This window comes from Colwellia sp. MB3u-45, from assembly GCF_014077005.1.
Lineage (GTDB): Bacteria > Pseudomonadota > Gammaproteobacteria > Enterobacterales > Alteromonadaceae > Cognaticolwellia.
On sequence record NZ_JACGVC010000049.1, the window covers coordinates 447938 to 464936 of the forward strand.

Here is a 16999-nt window from a genome sequence, read left to right on the forward strand (position 1 = left end):
TATCGCGATTAAAAAGTAGTAGAGTGATATTTCGATAAATATCAGCGTTAATTAAGTAAATTATTTTATAAAAATGAGTCTAAATTAGCTAAAAAATGACATATTCAACTACATTTACAGCTATATTTATCACAATTTTTTACACTCTGACTAAATCAAGCTTGATTTATGGTTAAAAAACCAACACCTCTGATTATTTATCATCAAGATAGGGCTATTTTTCTATCAATACCATAAATATTCATTATAAGGCTAATAAATACTAAATAGAGCAATAGGGTAAAAATTGCAGCTAAAAAAACTAAAATGATGTCTTTACTGAGCACTATATTACCTGCGCTCGTAGCTTTACTGAAAGGTACTGCTATAATGCGCAGCGAATTTTCAAGCGAGTAGCTAAATAATGTCAGATTATCAATTAAGGTTCGGTGGGATTGCCAGGTTATATGGTAACAGTCAAAGTGCAGCGCTACAGCAGGCACACTTTTGTGTGATCGGCATCGGCGGTGTTGGCTCATGGGTCGCAGAAGCCTTAGCCCGTAATGGCATTGGGCAGATCACATTAATTGACCTAGATGATTTATGCGTCACCAATATTAATCGCCAAATTCATGCCTTAACCGATACCGTAGGCTTAAGTAAAGTTGACGTTATGCGCGATAGAATAAAGCAAATTAATCCTGAGTGCTTGGTTAGCACCATAGAAGACTTCGTAACGTTGGAAAATGTCGGTGATTTACTGTCAAATTCGTTTGATTACGTTATCGATGCTATCGACTCTGTTAATGTTAAAACGGCGATTATTGCTCATTGTAAACGAAATAAATTACCGATTATTACCATTGGTGGTGCTGGTGGTCAAATTGATCCCAGTAAAATTGCCATTGCCGATTTAAGCCAAACATTTCAAGATCCGCTGCTAGCGAAAGTACGTAACCAACTGCGCAGAGAGTACAATTTTTCACGGAATGTGAAACGAAAGTTTTCAATTGATGCGATATTTTCCACTGAACAACTACGTTACCCAGACTCCGAAGGTAATGTTTGCCATGCTAAGCAGTCAGGCGATGGATCAATGCGTTTAGATTGTAGTGGTGGCTTTGGCGCAGCAACTCACGTTACCGCTTGTTTTGCTTTTTTTGCGGTTGCTAAGGCAATGGATAAATATTTGAAAAAGGCGCTTAGTTAGCCTTTATATATTCGACATAAAGGCTAACAGGTTACTGTTATTGGGCTATCGAGTGCTGTATTTTCTGCACAATAGCCCGAAGTCCATTACCACGTGAAGGGCTTAAGTGTTGTAATAAGCCTAACTTAGCGAAATAACTGTCCATATCAAAAACGCTTATTTGTGCTGCCGTTTTGTTATCAACCGCGGCCAATATAATGGCAAATAGACCCCTGATAACTTTGGCGTCACTATCACCTTTAAAGCGAAACGAATTATCTGCCTCTTGATAACACAACAACCATGCCTGACTTTCACAGCCAGAAATTAATGACAGCTCGGTTTTATCTTCATCAGGTAAGCGTAATTGCTTTTTACCCAACATCATAATTTCACGATGTTTACTGTCCCAACTTTTTGCTTTAGCGAACATAGCTAATATGTCATCAACGGCTAAATTACTGTTGGCAAGCGCATCAACGCTAATAATGTCATCAGGTTTTGAAGCACTTAAATCATCACTAACATTCGATATTGGCTCACTCAAGCTTCGTAATTGCTGCACCGTAAAGTCTATCTCTTGAAAGCTATTATATGCCGACAAAGATAAGCGGATGCAGCCATCAATATTGAGATATTGCATTAAAGGCATAGCACAATGATGCCCCGAGCGAACCGCAATCCCTACGCTGTCTAGCGCAGTAGCAACATCATGATTATGTTGCCCTGCAAGAGTAAATGAAAATACCGGAATATCAGGCACTTCATCAACAATAAAGTTTAACCCTTGTACGCTTGATAACTGCTCAAAGCAATATTGTGTTAATTGTCTTTCGTAGGCAAATATCCCGCTATGCCCTTGTTTTTCAATAAAACTAATCGCCGCACCTAAGGCTACAACACCAGCAATATTAGGGGTACCGGCCTCAAACTTATACGGTAATTCATTAAATGTTGTTTGCTCAAAGCTCACCGCTTTGATCATTTCGCCACCGGCTTGATATGGTGGCATTTCCTCTAATAATTCCCGCTTCCCGTACAGCACACCAACACCCGTTGGGCCATACATTTTATGAGCAGAAAAAACATAAAAGTCGCAGCCTAATGCCCTGACATCAACACTTAAATGAGCAATTGCCTGAGCGCCATCAACTAAAGTTAATGCTTGGTACTTATTCGCTACACGAATGATCTCTTCAATTGGATTAATTCGGCCAACAACATTAGAGATATGACCAAAACAAACAATTTTGGTGCGTTCGCCAATAATCCCCTCTAATTGAGCAACATCTATTTCACCGGTTTGCATTAGTGGCAATACTTTAATTTTAGCACCCGTTTGCTTTGCAACAATTTGCCAAGGCACAATATTAGCGTGATGCTCGCTATAGCTTAAAACAATTTCGTCATTGGGTTGTAATCTTGTTCGTCCCCAACTCTGCGCAACTAAATTAATACTTTCAGTACAACCTTTGGTCCAGATAATTTCTTTGCTGGTTTTAGCATTAATAAATTTCTGTGCTTTTTCTCTAACGCTTTCATAAGCCACAGTGGCTCTGGCGCTTAAGGCATGAGAAGAGCGATGCACATTGGCATTATTCGATTGATAATAATTTTTATGGCTGTCAATAACACAGTTTGGTTTCTGAGTTGTGGCCGCATTGTCAAAATAAATTAACGGTTTGCCATTAACTTTGCCGGCAAGAATAGGAAATTTTTGACGAAAGGAAGTAAAAGAAAATTTTTCCATAAAAATGTAATAGTAATTTCATTAAGTTGCCACAATTATATCTTAACTTGTTGGTTAAAATCTTTATAAGCGCGATAAAATCTTCATATAGATAAAATATTAAATATCGTTCAGCAAAAAGAAATAATTTACGCTATACCTTAAGTGAGTAATTGGAGGGATAAATACTATGGCATTATTTTCATGGTTTCTGAGAAGGAAAAAAGTTAGCTCCACCAAAAATAGTAAAGCGTTAATAGAGGAAGAACTATCAGTATTTAACAACAACACCATGTGGCCGATAGCTAAAGTAAGAATAAAAACTGCATTACAGCAGGAATACCTAAATTCGGCAGCACATTTAAAAAAAGTAAATAAGTTCAATTCACTAAAGGAATCTAAGATTAATGTACTTAAAGAACATATTAGCTGACATCAAGTTAACTAATGAAACGAAAAACATAACCATATAGCCAATAAGGATAATGTTTAAGTTGGCTGTATTTTAAGTTGTTAAGTTGCTAAGTGTTAATTGTTAATTGTTAATTGTTAATTAATCAAATTACTTAGCCTTTACTATACCTACCACCTTGGCATGATTCTCTTAATGAGCTAAATCTCGCTTCAGATTAAAATGATAATTTGGCATTAAAAAAAGCTTGGGTGCTAACTCAATAATATTTAAATATATTTCTGGAAAATACAATTCAAAATACTCCAGCTTTGTACGCGAGGCTAAGGGTTTAAACGCTTGCGTTTTACGCTGTTTATTACAAGAAGCTGTGGTAAACAGCCCTATTTCGTTTTGATATGTTACTGGTGTGGCTAACGTCCAGCCTTGCTTATACTTCGACAATATTGGTGTTGAGTGTTTAATTAAATTTCGCCATGGCACCTGAGACAGTATGCTTGCTCGCAACTTTTCACGCTGCCCTTGATAAAAATCAGGTAAAACAACCAAATTATGTGCAAAGGGGCTTTGCTGAACTTGCTGACACTTTTGATGTTGTTTTGGCAGCGGATATTCATCAACAAAGCCAATGAAATGACTAAGCTCATGAATTAAAACATCAAGGTTGTCATCCTGGTCTATGTACATAATACCATGATCGACATTAGCACCACCTTGCTCAACAATAACACCAAGATAACGAGTATTAATGTCATTGCGTGTGGTCCAAACGCTGGTATTACAGCTTATATTTTCACTAACGCCATGCAGGCAATTAATGGCTTCGGCAGGAATATATTTAGGTGTTCGCAAACAAATATATTTTGCCAACTTGTGCTGCCCAAAGGCTGACATTAACTGTTGGCCATGTCGTAAACCTTTTAAGCTTGTGGCAAACAGTTGTACATCTACCGAGCAAGCTGAATTTTGTTTTATATTTTTTTTTATATTATGTTCTGTATTTTGTTCTGTATTTTGTTCTGTATTGTACTCGAGTTTTTCTTCACTCTTCGTTTGATCTTGGCTTTCACTAAATACAGAAAATTGTTCAAGCTCATTGTACAAGCCAATATTTCCACCTTGCGCTAACCTGTTTTTATGCGCTGCAATAAAGGCTAGATCACCTTGATATAAGGCTATTTTATATAACATGGCTAGCGCATTGTCATTGCCCACAATAGGTAATAATAATGGTTTAATGTCAGCATATTGTTGTTGCTTAAAATAAATATTTGCCAAGGCTATTCGCGCCTCAACATGCTGCTGACGTATCGCTACTCGATACCATAGTTCAGCTGATGTTATTTGCTTATCGCGACGATAATATTCAGCTAATTGATAAGCCGTAAGGGCGTTGGAGTCGCCATGGAGTTTTGCTAGGTGTAGCCATGCCTTATTATTACCTTTTGCTAACAGCTGAACTAATCGTTCATCGGTATTAATAAATAGGTCTAAGGTTTCTAATATCGATAGTTGTTGACGGGTGATCTCGGCGTTAGCAATTTTTTCACGATAATCAGTGATGAAAAAAAATAAACTTAGCGATGTAAAGACAACTAAGCTTATTAGAATTTTTTTAATTATTATCACATTTTGTCTGTAAATGCAGATTAAGGTTCACTACTTTCTAGTGCTGTTTCGCGCATTAAATCTAATTCAAGTTTGGCATACCTGTGCTCAACAAATTCATATACGTTGGTACTGAGCGCCAGTTTAAAAAAGTTAATAGCGGCATTAACATCACCTTGCAGTTGACTATACTTACCTAAATAAAAATAGGCTTCACATAAGCGCTCTGTCAGTGCTTCATTTGAAGTAACATCTTCTGCCATCCGATCAATAAAAGTACCTTGGCTCATTTCGCCTAAGTAAAGTTTAATAACATTTTTTGCCCACACCCTTTCATCTATCTGTTGCGCATACACTACTAAGTCTTGATTGGCTTTTTGCTGATCTAATTCTACGTCCGCCAAATATTGCCACAACAGGCGATAAGGATCGTTCTGCTGGTATTGTCTAAATACCTTAAAGTCATCTGCAGCTAGATTTGGCCGGCCACCATAATATAGCGCAATGCCACGATTTAAATAAGCATATTCATGATCGGGAGCCAATTCTATCGCGGAATCAAAGGCATCGTATGCCTGATTAAACTCTCGTAACTGAGTAAAATGAATACCTAAGAAATTGTAGGCGTCTGACATATCAGGTTTTAGATTAAGCGCTTGGTTAAAATCAAAGCGAGCTAAAGCACGTAAACCCACCTTGTCGTATTCAACCCCGCGCTGATAAAACAATTCTGCTCTTTGGCCATCGCTGATTTCAGCGCGTTGTAACACTTGTGTTAATCGTGCCAGCGCTATTTCATTTTTATAACTAATGGCAATGGGTTCAGCAATAATCAAGTCGCCAATAACTGATTGCTCAGGGGTTGTTGATAAGCAACCTTGAGTGAGCAATAAACCTGAAATAAGTAACACTTTAGAAAATAAAGCTTGAGAAAGTTGAGTTTTAGAAAGTAAGCGCACGAAAAGCAGTATCCTAGTAAGTATTTATACTATTGAGTATATAAAAAAGGGAGCAATTAAGCTCCCTTTTTGTGTACAAGATGTCAGGTAGGTTTTACAAACGCACCTGATACACTTGATTTATAACAAAATAATTATTCTGCTGCGTCAGTTGTAGGCGCTACAACAGGTTTTTCCATTGCTTCTTTCATGCTTAAACGTACGCGACCTTGACGGTCAACTTCTAATACTTTAACCGTTACGTCTTGGCCTTCTGTCAATACGTCGCTAACAGCGTTAACACGTTCTTCAGAGATTTGAGAAATATGTACTAAACCATCTTTACCTGGCAATACGTTAACAAACGCACCAAAATCAACGATACGTACAACTTTACCTGTGTAAATAGTACCCACTTCAATTTCAGCAGTTAATGCAGTAATACGTGCAATAGCATCTTTAGCTTGCTCGCCATCAGTCGCCGCAATTCTAACTGTACCATCGTCTTCAATTTCAATGGTCGTGCCGGTTTCTTCAGTTAACTGACGAATAGTTGCGCCACCTTTACCGATAATGTCACGAATTTTATCTTGAGGAACTTTCATGGTATGAATACGTGGAGCAAATTGAGAGATATCATCACGATGTCCGCCAATAGCTTCATCCATAACAGCTAAGATGTGATTACGCGCTGCTTTTGCTTGGTTTAAAGCAAGTTGCATGATTTCTTGCGTAATACCTTCAATTTTAATGTCCATTTGAAGTGCAGTAATACCACCGGTAGTACCCGCTACTTTAAAGTCCATATCGCCTAAGTGATCTTCATCACCTAAAATGTCAGAAAGTACAACAAAGTCATCGCCTTCTTTAACTAGGCCCATAGCAATACCAGCAACTGAAGCTTTGATTGGTACACCAGCATCCATAAGTGCTAATGAAGTACCACAAACAGAAGCCATTGAAGATGAACCATTTGACTCAGTAATTTCAGACACTACGCGAACTGAATACGGGAATTCTTCAGCAGAAGGCATAACAGCCAACATACCGCGTTTTGCAAGACGACCATGGCCGATTTCACGACGCTTAGGAGAACCAACAAAACCCGTTTCACCAACACAGTATGGAGGGAAGTTATAATGTAGCATGAAGCTATCAGTTTTCTCACCCATAATAGTGTCAAGACGTTGTGCATCACGTTGTGTACCTAAAGTAGCAACAACTAAGGCTTGAGTTTCACCACGAGTAAACACAGCAGAGCCATGAGTACGTGGTAATACGCCAGTCATTACGTCTAGTGCGCGGATCATTTCAGGATCACGACCATCGATACGAGGCATGCCTTTTGTAATACGACCACGAACGACTGTTTTCTCTAAGTCGTGAAATAAATCTTTGGCTTCTTGCACGTCAAGCGCAGGATCAGCCGCTAATAATGTTTCGATAACACCATTGCGAATTTCTTTAATTTTTTCGTAACGAACTGCTTTTTCAGTGATTTGATAAGCTTCGTTTACTTGGCTTTCAGAAAGCTCTGTAATTTTAGCAATAACATCAGCGTTCTTAACCGGTGCAACCCAATCCCATTTAGGATTGTTAACTTCTGCAGCCATTTCTTTAATAGCCGTGATAGCTGTTTGCATTTGCTCATGACCAAACATAACAGCGCCAAGCATAACTTCTTCAGAAAGCACGTCAGCTTCTGACTCAACCATTAATACGGCAGAGTCTGTACCAGAAACAACTAAGTTCAACTGAGAAGCTTCTAATTCAGATTGTAATGGGTTAAGAATGTATTTTCCGTCAGTATAACCAACGCGCGCTGCACCAACAGGACCGCTAAAAGGCATACCTGAAATGGCTAATGCAGCAGAAGTACCTAATAAAGCAATAATATCAGGAGAAATTTCTGGGTTAGCAGAAACTACAGTGATGACGACTTGAACTTCGTTAGTAAACCCTGCAGGGAATAGTGGACGAATTGGACGATCGATTAAACGACAGATTAATGTTTCTTCTTCTGAAGGACGGCCTTCACGTTTAAAGAAACCACCTGGGATTTTACCAGCAGCATAAGTACGCTCTTGATAGTTAACCGTTAATGGGAAAAAGTCTTGTCCTGGTTTTGCTTCTTTTTTACCAACAACAGAGACTAATACTGAGGTATCGTCCATGCTAGCCATAACGGCACAAGTGGCTTGACGAGCGATAACGCCCGTTTCTAGAGTTACGGTATGTTGACCGAACTCAAATGTTTTAGTAACTGGATTAAACATTTAGTTAGTTCCTTAGATATTTTTGATTTTAATCAATCTGTACAATTATTTATTCACTTAGTTAATCATTAAGTATTAAGGCGTTACCGATAAGTTACGCACTAAGCTGAACAAAAAATTATACAGTTTGATTGATTAGTTTTTTACAAATACGAAATTTGCACGCACATTATACTTAACACCTATGTTTTTACTAGCCTGAAAGCATAAATGATGGGTTTAAAAGAGTAAAACCTGAAGATTTTCGCCTATATTCGCTATTCTGACAATTTGTATTGCATGTTATATCGGCTCAACTTCAAGATGCAGATTTGGGTAAGTTGAGCAAAAGTTACTGGCATGGCTTGAAGACAACACTAAGAATGCTAAAAGATAGTAAAAGTTGAGCGCATCAGGATGGCAGAACAGAGCATAGTTGTGCTCGGTAACCTAACTGCCTCAAGTGTTATTCTAATAAGCTAGCTATAAGTAAAACTAGTGTCTAAAATCACAATGCAGGCAACAACCCTTTATCAACTTACCAGTAAGAGGCTAAGTTGGCCTTAGTTAACCTGTAAAAATTTTATCACTGCCGACACTGTTGCTTGGGGATCTTCCTCATGTGGTACATGGCCTAATTTTTCAAAAACAATCAATTGACTATTAGCGATTTCTTGCGCAAATTGCACGCCAAGTTTAACCGGTATTAGCTGATCTTTTTTACCCCAGAGTATAAGTGTAGGCTGTTTTATTGTTTGAATTTTTTTTGCTAGCGGCCCGGGTAATGTTTGCTCAAAACGTGCTTTTAAAGCACTACGGTTACCCTCACGAAGAGATAGTTGATAGTATCGCTCAACTAATTTATCGCTGACCAAATCAGGATTTCCATAAACATTTTTAACACTGCGTGCTACCAAGCATTTTGGTAAAACATTATTTAATAAGAGACTTGTGACCGGATTTTTTGACAATTTAAAAGCAAGTGGCATGGATGTAGACTCATAAGGATACCCACTGGCATCAACTAGAATCAATTTTGAGACTCTATCGGGGTGTAATACAGCGGTTGCCCAAGCAATATAACCGCCTAAAGAGTTACCAGCTAAGACACTCTTATTGATTTGCAATTTATCTAACACGGCAATAACTACTTCAGCGTAATGTTCAATTTTATAGTTGTTTTGTGGATCGGGGCCCGTCAAACCAAAAGCGGGTAAGTCAAAACGAATAACTCTACGTTGCTCTTTTAAGACCTCAACCCAACCGTCCCACGTATGCAATGACGCACTCGTGCCGTGGATTAACACAATAGGCTCTTGATCAGATGTTGGCCCTTCATCTCTGAGATGAATATTCATACCGGCAATATTTAAAAATTGTGAGGGTTCAGGTGCCCAACGTTGACTAAGTTCTGCAACAGATCTGTCAGGCGCTTTATTTACATAGAGATAAATGGCAAGGGAAACTATTGCTATTAGCAATAGGTAGAAACTGCTCTTTAAAATTATCAACGTTTTTGACGCCTTATTTTTATTTTTATTTTTATTTTTATTTTTTACCATATTAATCATTGCAGCTATCTATATCAAATTAACTAATACTGACTTTATTAATTTCGTTGTTACTCAAAAAAATCATTACTATGGGTATGACTAAAATGTATGTTCACTTATATCTAACTTCTGACTTTAACAGCTAATTTCTGATTTTAACGCTAAGAATACCTGATAATTTTCAGTTTATTAGAGCAACGTCATAGACGACATAGGCATTATATTTTTGCATAAACCTTAGCGGTCATAACGATAAAGTACGAGCAATCTCACTTATCTATCAGGCTTAAATTTAGGTTTTATGCCCAATAATAGTTAAGTAGCTACATTATGATGCTGATCTCTATAAAAACAACGTAGAACACAGTTTCATATCTCTCAAACTGAGGTGGGTAAATTCAAGGGATAAAAAAAGGAGCCATTAGGCTCCTTTTTATGATTTTTGCTTATTTTATAATAAAGCTCGTCTTAACGACGTATACCTAATTTACCGATTAAGACAGTATAACGTTCAACGTTTTTGCCTTTTAAGTAATCAAGTAATTTACGACGTTGGCTTACCATGCGTAATAAACCACGACGTGAATGGTGATCATGGATGTGCTCTTTGAAGTGACCTTGTAAGTGGTTGATTTGTATAGCTAACAAAGCAACTTGTACTTCTGGAGAACCAGTATCACCTTCAGATTGTCCGTATTCTGCAACGATAGCAGCTTTTTCAGCAGCATTTAAAGACATAATATTTACCTTAATTTTTAGTGTTTAAAATCGCGTCGAGCCGAACACTAAGTCAGCAAGACGTTCTAAGAGCGCACAGTCTATCAATAACGGCTGTAATTGCAACCTAAACCTAAGGTATAAAGTTATCCAACAACAGTGATACGTTTAGGATTAACTAAACCATCATCATCAATTTCCCCAACGCCAATAAACTCACCCGTATCAACATCATCGCCAATGAATACTTGTACTAGACCATTTGCCGGCGCATTTGAGCACTGTACAGGGTTACCGTGGCGTAAAAAGTTTGCTGACATATCATCAACAAAAACCGCAGGAATACCATCACAAGCGGTTGTCATCGGTAATAATAAGTCATCTAAATACACCGATGGCGGAACATCTTCAGCGACGGCTTGTGCTAACAGGGTTTCTAATGTTTTGATTGTCACCATTTTTTCTGTCGGGTAATTACCCACAGCACTGCGACGTAAATGAGCAACATGAGCACCACAGCCCAAAAGCTCGCCTAAATCGTCAATAATGGTGCGAATGTAAGTACCTTTAGAAACATGAATATCTAAATCAACTTCATCACCTTCAAAACGTAATAAATCCAAGCGAAATACCGTAATGTCACGTGACTCTCTAGGTACTTCAATACCTTCACGAGCATATTTATATAAAGGTTGCCCTTGATACTTTAACGCTGAATACATTGATGGGATCTGTTGAGTTGTACCGCGAAATGAGTCTAATGCTATGGCTAATTGCTCAGCACTGACATCAACAGACTTTTCACTAACAACCTCACCATCCGCATCGCTAGTGGTAGTACGCACACCTAATTTAGCAGTAACTTGGTAAGTTTTATCGGTATCAAGTAAGAACTGAGAGAACTTAGTTCCTTCACCCAAACATATCGGTAACATACCAGTGGCTAATGGATCTAAAGCGCCGGTATGACCTGCTTTTTGCGCGAAATAAATGTGTTTAACTCGCTGTAGCGCATTATTAGACGACATATCATAGGGTTTATCAAGTAATAAAACGCCGTTAATAGCACGGCCTTTTCTTTTCTTCGCCATGTTTATTCGCTCTCTGCGGCCGGGGCTTCGTCTATTTCACCTTCGTGATTCTTCACGTCTTCAGCAACCGCTTTATCAACTAGGTTACCCATGCGAACACCTTCAACCATAGAGCTATCATAAATAAATCGTAGCTCTGGCATAATGCGGGCATTAATACGCTTAGCTAACAAAGTGCGAATGTAACTTGCCGCTTCATTTAATACCTCGATTGACACATCAACATTTTGACCTTCCAAAGTGAAGAAGGTAACAAATATTTTTGCATAAGCTAAATCACGGGTAATTTCTACCGCATTTACCGTCACCATACCTAAACGTGGATCTTTTACTTCGCGCTGAATAATCATCGCGATTTCTTTTTGAATTTCTTGTGCAACTCGATCAGTACGAGCAAATTCTCTGGCCATAAATAATTCCTACAACGTAATGAGTTAATATTGATAACAGTATACCTGCATCAATATTAAGTATTACGTATATTTTGCAAATGAAAATGGAGGCTAAGCCCCCATTTTAACTAAACCATGAAAACTAAACGCGATTAAAGTGTGCGTTTAATCTCAATCGTTTCAAATACTTCGATTTGGTCACCAACACGAACATCATTATAGTTCTTAACACCGATACCACATTCAGTAGCGTTACGAACTTCTGCTACATCATCTTTAAAGCGACGTAAAGATTCTAACTCACCTTCGTAAATAACTATGTTTTCACGCAATACACGAATCGGTGCTGAACGTTTGATAATACCTTCAGTAACCATACAACCAGCAATTGCGCCAATTTTTGGTGACTTAAATACATCACGTACTTGTGCTAAACCAATGATCTCTTGCTTAAACTCAGGAGCAAGCATACCGCTCATTGCTGCTTTAACTTCGTCGATTAAGGCGTAAATAACGCTGTAGTAACGTAAGTCAATTTTCTCAATTTCAATGACTTTACGCGCTGCTGCATCGGCACGAACATTAAAACCAATCACAATAGCGTTAGAAGCCGAAGCTAAGGTTGCGTCTGTTTCAGTAATAGCACCAACGCCACTACCAATAATGCGTACTTTAACTTCATCAGTAGAAAGCTTAGTCAATGAATCTGAAATGGCTTCAAGTGAACCTTGAACATCAGATTTAAGTACTACATTAACTTCAGAAACTTCACCAGTAGCCATGCTCGCAAACATATTTTCAAGTTTAGCTTTCTGTTGACGAGCAAGTTTCACATCGCGGAACTTGCCTTGACGGAATAAAGCAACTTCACGCGCTTTCTTCTCATCTTTAACAACAGTTGCTTCATCACCTGAGATTGGAACACCACTTAAGCCAATAATTTCTACTGGAATAGATGGACCGGCAGATTGAATAGCATTGCCGTTTTCATCACGCATAGCACGAACACGACCGTATTCTAAACCACAAAGTACGATATCACCTTGGTTCAATGTACCTTCTTGAACAAGTACTGTAGCCACTGGGCCACGGCCTTTATCAAGTTTAGACTCAACAACAACACCATTAGCCATTTTATCAACAACAGCCGTAAGTTCTAGAACTTCTGACTGTACTAATATAGCGTCAAGTAATTCGTCAATACCTAAACCAGTTTTAGCTGATACATGACAGAACTGAACGTCACCGCCCCACTCTTCAGAAAGTACGCCGTGTTGTGATAATTCACTCTTAACACGGTCAGTATCTACACCTTCTTTATCCATTTTGTTGACAGCGATGATAATTGGCGCGTCAGATGCTTTAGCATGCTGGATAGCTTCAATTGTTTGTGGCATTACACCATCATCTGCGGCAACAACAATAATAATAATATCTGTTGCTTTAGCACCACGTGAACGCATGGCTGTAAAGGCCGCGTGACCAGGAGTATCAAGGAATGTGATCATTCCGTGCCCTGTTTCTACATGGTAAGCACCGATATGCTGGGTAATACCACCCGCTTCGCCATCAGCTACTTTAGCTTTACGAATGTAATCAAGTAATGACGTTTTACCATGGTCAACATGACCCATAATAGTCACAACAGGTGCACGTGTAATAGCTTCACCGGTATGATCACGATCTGAAAGTACCGCTTCTTCTAAGGCATTTTCTTTCACTAACACAACTTCACGACCCATTTCTTCAGCAACTAATGCTGCAGTTTCTTGGTCAATCACTTGGTTAATGGTTGCCATAGCACCCATTTTAAACATGGCTTTAACGACTTCAGCGCCTTTAACAGACATTTTATTCGCTAACTCTGCTACCGAAATTGTTTCGCCGATACGAACTTCGTTCAGCTTAATTTCAACTGGCTTAGTGAAACCATGCTTTAAGCTTTGAGGTGAAGATAAGCCTAACTTGCCTTTGCCTCTGGCATTACGACCACGGTTATTTCTGTCTTGGCCAGCAGGTTTTTTCTTCTTGCGGCGACGACCACTTTCATCTGCCGAGTCACTTTTGTCTTCAGCTTCTTGCGCGTATTTAGAAGAGGTTAAATGCACTACTTCTTTTTCTTTCGCTTTACGCTCTGCTTCTTGCTCTTTCCAACGTGATTCGTTTTCTTCAGCAAGTTTACGTGCTACTTCTGCAGACAAGCGGGCTTCTTCTTCAACTTTAGCGGCTAATTCAGCATCTTGCTGTAAGCGTAATTTTTTCGCTTCTTCAGTTTCAGCTACCACTGGTGCTGGTTTAGCAGCCGACTCTTCAATATTCTTTGCTTTCACTACAGCAGCTTGCTTAGCTTTAGCGTCTGCTTCAACTTTTGCTTCGGCTTTAGCTTCTGCCTGCACTTCTGCTTTTACTGCAGCTACTGCAAGCGCGTTTACTACTTCTTTAGCATCAGCTTCTGCTTTAGCTTTCAAGTCGACTTCTGCTTGAATGCGTGCTTCTTCAGCCGCTTTCGAATCAACTTCAGCTTGTTGTTGCTCTTCTAAATCGCTACGTTTTACGTAGGTACGTTTTTTACGTACTTCTACTTGAACCGACTTAGCTTTGCTGCCGTGACCTAACACCAAAGTAGACTTTTGCTTACGGCTAAGGGTCATTTTGCTTGGGTTAGCGGTTGAGTCATCACCATGTTGCTTTTTCAAGTGGTCAAGTAATGCTTCTTTTTCTTCTTGCGAAACAGAATCAGTTGCCGATTTATTCACGCCAGAGTCAGCCAATTGGCTAACTAAACGCTCCACCGGTGTACCGATCTCTGTGGCAAGTTGTTCTACTGTTACGTTTGCCATCTATATAATTCTCCCGGTGAGTTATTCTTCGTTAAACCAACAAATATTACGTGCAGCCATAATTAGCTCGCCCGCTTTGGTTTCATCTAATTCTTCAATGTCTGATATTTCATCAACACCTTGTTCAGCAAGATGTTCTAATGTTGTAATACCACGACTCGCTAATACAAACGCTAAATGACGTTCTAAACCGGCAAGATTTAATAAATCTTCTGCTGGCTCTGAACCTTCAAGTGTTTCTTCACTGGCTAATGCTTGCGTAGTAATTGCTGCTTTTGCACGTTCGCGCAATTCTTCAACCATGTCTTCATCCATGCCGTCAATATCAAGCATTTCAGCAACAGGTACGTAAGCAATTTCTTCTAACGATGTGAAGCCTTCTTCTACTAACATCAAGGCAAAGTCTTCATCAAGGTCTAGCTTGTCAATAAATAGCGTTAATACTTTATCGTTTTCAGCTTGGTGCTTTTCGTTCATGTCTGCAACGGTCATGACGTTTAGTTCCCAGCCTGTTAATTGGCTAGCTAAACGTATATTTTGACCACTTCGACCAATCGCCATGGCTAAGTTGCCTTCTTCAACAGCGATATCCATGGTATTTTTGTCTTCGTCAACAATGATAGAGGCAACTTCTGCCGGTGCCATTGCATTGATAACATATTGTGCCGGGTTGTCATCATATAAAACGATATCAACACGTTCACCGCCTAACTCACTTGAAACGGCTTGTACGCGTGATCCACGCATACCAACACAAGCACCCACTGGATCGATGCGTTTGTCGTTACTTTTTACAGAAATTTTTGCACGAGAACCTGGGTCGCGAGCTGCGCCTTTGATCTCAAGCATTTCTTCGCCAATTTCTGGTACTTCAACACGGAAAAGTTCAATTAACATTTCTGGTTTTGTACGGCTCACAAATAACTGCGCACCACGTGCTTCTGGTTTAATTTCATAAAGTAAACCACGAACACGATCGCCTGGACGGAAACTTTCACGCGGTAACATGTCATCGCGGTAAATAATCGCTTCTGCATTATTTCCTAAGTCTAAAATAACACTGTCACGGCTGGCTTTTTTCACCACACCTGTGATAATTTCGCCAATTTGCTCTTGGTAAGCATCAACAATAAGACCACGTTCTGCTTCACGTATTTTTTGTACAATAACTTGTTTTGCCGTTTGCGTTGTTACACGGTCAAACTTAACAGATTCGATTTGATCTTCAACATAATCACCAACGTTTAATTCTGGTTCATCATATTGTGCTGCTGCCAAACTAATTTCAGCATACGGGTTTTCCATTGGTGTATCGCTTTCTTCAACGATTAACCAACGACGAAAAGTATCAAATTCACCCGTTGTACGGTCTATACTGACACGAACTAAAATGTCGCCTTCGTATTTCTTTTTTGTCGCTGTTTCTAAAGCGGTTTCCATCGCTTCAAAAATGCTTTCTCGTGGTAATGCCTTTTCATTAGAAACAGCATCTACAACCAGTAATATTTCTTTACTCATGCTAGTTAGCCTTTCTCAGTATTTTAAATTTATTTACGATGGTTATAAACAAGGTGAGCCTTATCTATGTTACTGATAACAAGTTCATATTCTTCGTTATCAACCATGACAATTAAACTGTCGTTTTCAACAGTAACTAATTTACCTTTGAATTTCCGACGGCCGTTCAATGGCATTGAAATTTTTACTTCTACCGTTTCATCAACAACCGCTTCGAAGTGCGCTTTATCAAAAAGCGGGCGATCAAGCCCGGGTGATGAAACTTCTAAGCTATATTCACTACTGATTGGGTCTTCTACGTCTAGCATAGCCCCTACTTGACGACTGACTTCAGCACAGTCATCAACATCGATACCATTTTCATGGTCGATAAATATTCGTAAAACCGAGTGGTTACCCGCGCTATGAAATTCAACGCCTAATAACTCCTTACCCGTTTCTTCAACGGCAGGACGTAACATTGCGGTGAGTTTGTGTTCAAATTTAGCCAATCATTTTCTCCAATTTGGAAGAGTCCAGAAACAAAAAAAGGGCATAAAGCCCAGCGATATACCTTGCTGCTATTGCACCTTTTCACAAAGTTAAGATACAAAAAAGCCCCATTACGCGGGGCTTATTCACTGAACCCACGATGTAAACCAAGCAATAACTCTCTTGGTTCTGTATAACAATATCTTAGAAGTTTTACCTAATTGCGATAAAAATCTATTCAGTGAAATATTGCTACATTCAAGCTGCGCGTATTATATAGAATAGCTATTTTGATAGCAAGTTAATT

At 39.0% G+C, this 16999-nt stretch carries 13 protein-coding genes; 2 read left to right on the forward strand and 11 right to left on the reverse strand.

Annotated elements, in window-relative coordinates; genetic code table 11:
• Positions 1 to 403: 403 nt before the first annotated feature.
• Positions 404 to 1189: a tRNA cyclic N6-threonylcarbamoyladenosine(37) synthase TcdA gene (tcdA, locus tag H4J41_RS12935; protein ID WP_182137697.1), complete on the forward strand. Its 786-nt coding sequence runs from the start codon at positions 404 to 406 to the stop codon at positions 1187 to 1189.
• A 37-nt stretch (positions 1190 to 1226) separates the two neighbouring features.
• On the opposite strand, the gene H4J41_RS12940 is transcribed toward tcdA, so the two are convergent.
• A complete protein-coding gene (locus H4J41_RS12940) occupies positions 1227 to 2918 on the reverse strand; it encodes a SufS family cysteine desulfurase (RefSeq protein WP_182137695.1) in 1692 nt (563 codons plus the stop codon).
• A 169-nt stretch (positions 2919 to 3087) separates the two neighbouring features.
• On the opposite strand from H4J41_RS12940, the gene H4J41_RS12945 reads away from it, so the two are divergent.
• Entirely contained in the window at positions 3088 to 3330 is a 243-nt protein-coding gene (locus H4J41_RS12945) for a hypothetical protein (protein ID WP_182137693.1), read from the forward strand.
• 171 nt (positions 3331 to 3501) lie between these two features.
• On the opposite strand, the gene H4J41_RS12950 is transcribed toward H4J41_RS12945, so the two are convergent.
• From H4J41_RS12950 to rimP, 10 genes are all read right to left on the reverse strand, one after another.
• On the reverse strand, positions 3502 to 4938 hold the full coding sequence (locus tag H4J41_RS12950) for a lipopolysaccharide assembly protein LapB (RefSeq protein WP_182137692.1): 1437 nt from the start codon (positions 4936 to 4938) through the stop codon (positions 3502 to 3504).
• A 20-nt stretch (positions 4939 to 4958) separates the two neighbouring features.
• Positions 4959 to 5876: a lipoprotein NlpI gene (nlpI, locus tag H4J41_RS12955; protein WP_182137690.1), complete on the reverse strand. Its 918-nt coding sequence runs from the start codon at positions 5874 to 5876 to the stop codon at positions 4959 to 4961.
• A gap of 134 nt (positions 5877 to 6010) precedes the next feature.
• Complete coding sequence (gene pnp / locus H4J41_RS12960) at positions 6011 to 8131, reverse strand: polyribonucleotide nucleotidyltransferase (RefSeq protein WP_182137689.1); 2121 nt, start codon at positions 8129 to 8131, stop codon at positions 6011 to 6013.
• Positions 8132 to 8673: 542 nt separating this feature from the next.
• Positions 8674 to 9591 (reverse strand): alpha/beta fold hydrolase, encoded by a 918-nt coding sequence (locus H4J41_RS12965; RefSeq protein WP_259364555.1) that lies wholly within the window; start codon positions 9589 to 9591, stop codon positions 8674 to 8676.
• A gap of 540 nt (positions 9592 to 10131) precedes the next feature.
• Positions 10132 to 10401, reverse strand: a complete 270-nt coding sequence (gene rpsO, locus H4J41_RS12970; RefSeq protein ID WP_182137687.1) for a 30S ribosomal protein S15 — start codon at positions 10399 to 10401, stop codon at positions 10132 to 10134.
• Between the two features lie 125 nt (positions 10402 to 10526).
• Positions 10527 to 11471, reverse strand: a complete 945-nt coding sequence (gene truB, locus H4J41_RS12975) for a tRNA pseudouridine(55) synthase TruB (RefSeq protein ID WP_182137686.1) — start codon at positions 11469 to 11471, stop codon at positions 10527 to 10529.
• A gap of 2 nt (positions 11472 to 11473) precedes the next feature.
• Positions 11474 to 11881: a 30S ribosome-binding factor RbfA gene (rbfA, locus tag H4J41_RS12980; RefSeq protein ID WP_182137684.1), complete on the reverse strand. Its 408-nt coding sequence runs from the start codon at positions 11879 to 11881 to the stop codon at positions 11474 to 11476.
• Between the two features lie 134 nt (positions 11882 to 12015).
• Positions 12016 to 14703: a translation initiation factor IF-2 gene (gene infB / locus H4J41_RS12985; protein WP_182137683.1), complete on the reverse strand. Its 2688-nt coding sequence runs from the start codon at positions 14701 to 14703 to the stop codon at positions 12016 to 12018.
• Positions 14704 to 14724: 21 nt separating this feature from the next.
• On the reverse strand, positions 14725 to 16221 hold the full coding sequence (nusA, locus tag H4J41_RS12990; protein WP_182137681.1) for a transcription termination factor NusA: 1497 nt from the start codon (positions 16219 to 16221) through the stop codon (positions 14725 to 14727).
• A gap of 29 nt (positions 16222 to 16250) precedes the next feature.
• Complete coding sequence (gene rimP, locus H4J41_RS12995; RefSeq protein ID WP_146878039.1) at positions 16251 to 16712, reverse strand: ribosome maturation factor RimP; 462 nt, start codon at positions 16710 to 16712, stop codon at positions 16251 to 16253.
• Positions 16713 to 16999: the final 287 nt, after the last annotated feature.

Bases quoted from the DNA above. Each gene is read 5' to 3' on its own strand.
- tcdA (WP_182137697.1), top strand. From the start codon at position 404: ATGTCAGATTATCAATTAAGGTTCGGTGGGATTGCCAGGTTATATGGT.
- H4J41_RS12940 (WP_182137695.1), bottom strand. From the start codon at position 2,918: ATGGAAAAATTTTCTTTTACTTCCTTTCGTCAAAAATTTCCTATTCTT.
- H4J41_RS12945 (WP_182137693.1), top strand. From the start codon at position 3,088: ATGGCATTATTTTCATGGTTTCTGAGAAGGAAAAAAGTTAGCTCCACC.
- pnp (WP_182137689.1), bottom strand. From the start codon at position 8,131: ATGTTTAATCCAGTTACTAAAACATTTGAGTTCGGTCAACATACCGTA.
- rpsO (WP_182137687.1), bottom strand. From the start codon at position 10,401: ATGTCTTTAAATGCTGCTGAAAAAGCTGCTATCGTTGCAGAATACGGA.
- truB (WP_182137686.1), bottom strand. From the start codon at position 11,471: ATGGCGAAGAAAAGAAAAGGCCGTGCTATTAACGGCGTTTTATTACTT.
- rbfA (WP_182137684.1), bottom strand. From the start codon at position 11,881: ATGGCCAGAGAATTTGCTCGTACTGATCGAGTTGCACAAGAAATTCAA.
- infB (WP_182137683.1), bottom strand. From the start codon at position 14,703: ATGGCAAACGTAACAGTAGAACAACTTGCCACAGAGATCGGTACACCG.
- nusA (WP_182137681.1), bottom strand. From the start codon at position 16,221: ATGAGTAAAGAAATATTACTGGTTGTAGATGCTGTTTCTAATGAAAAG.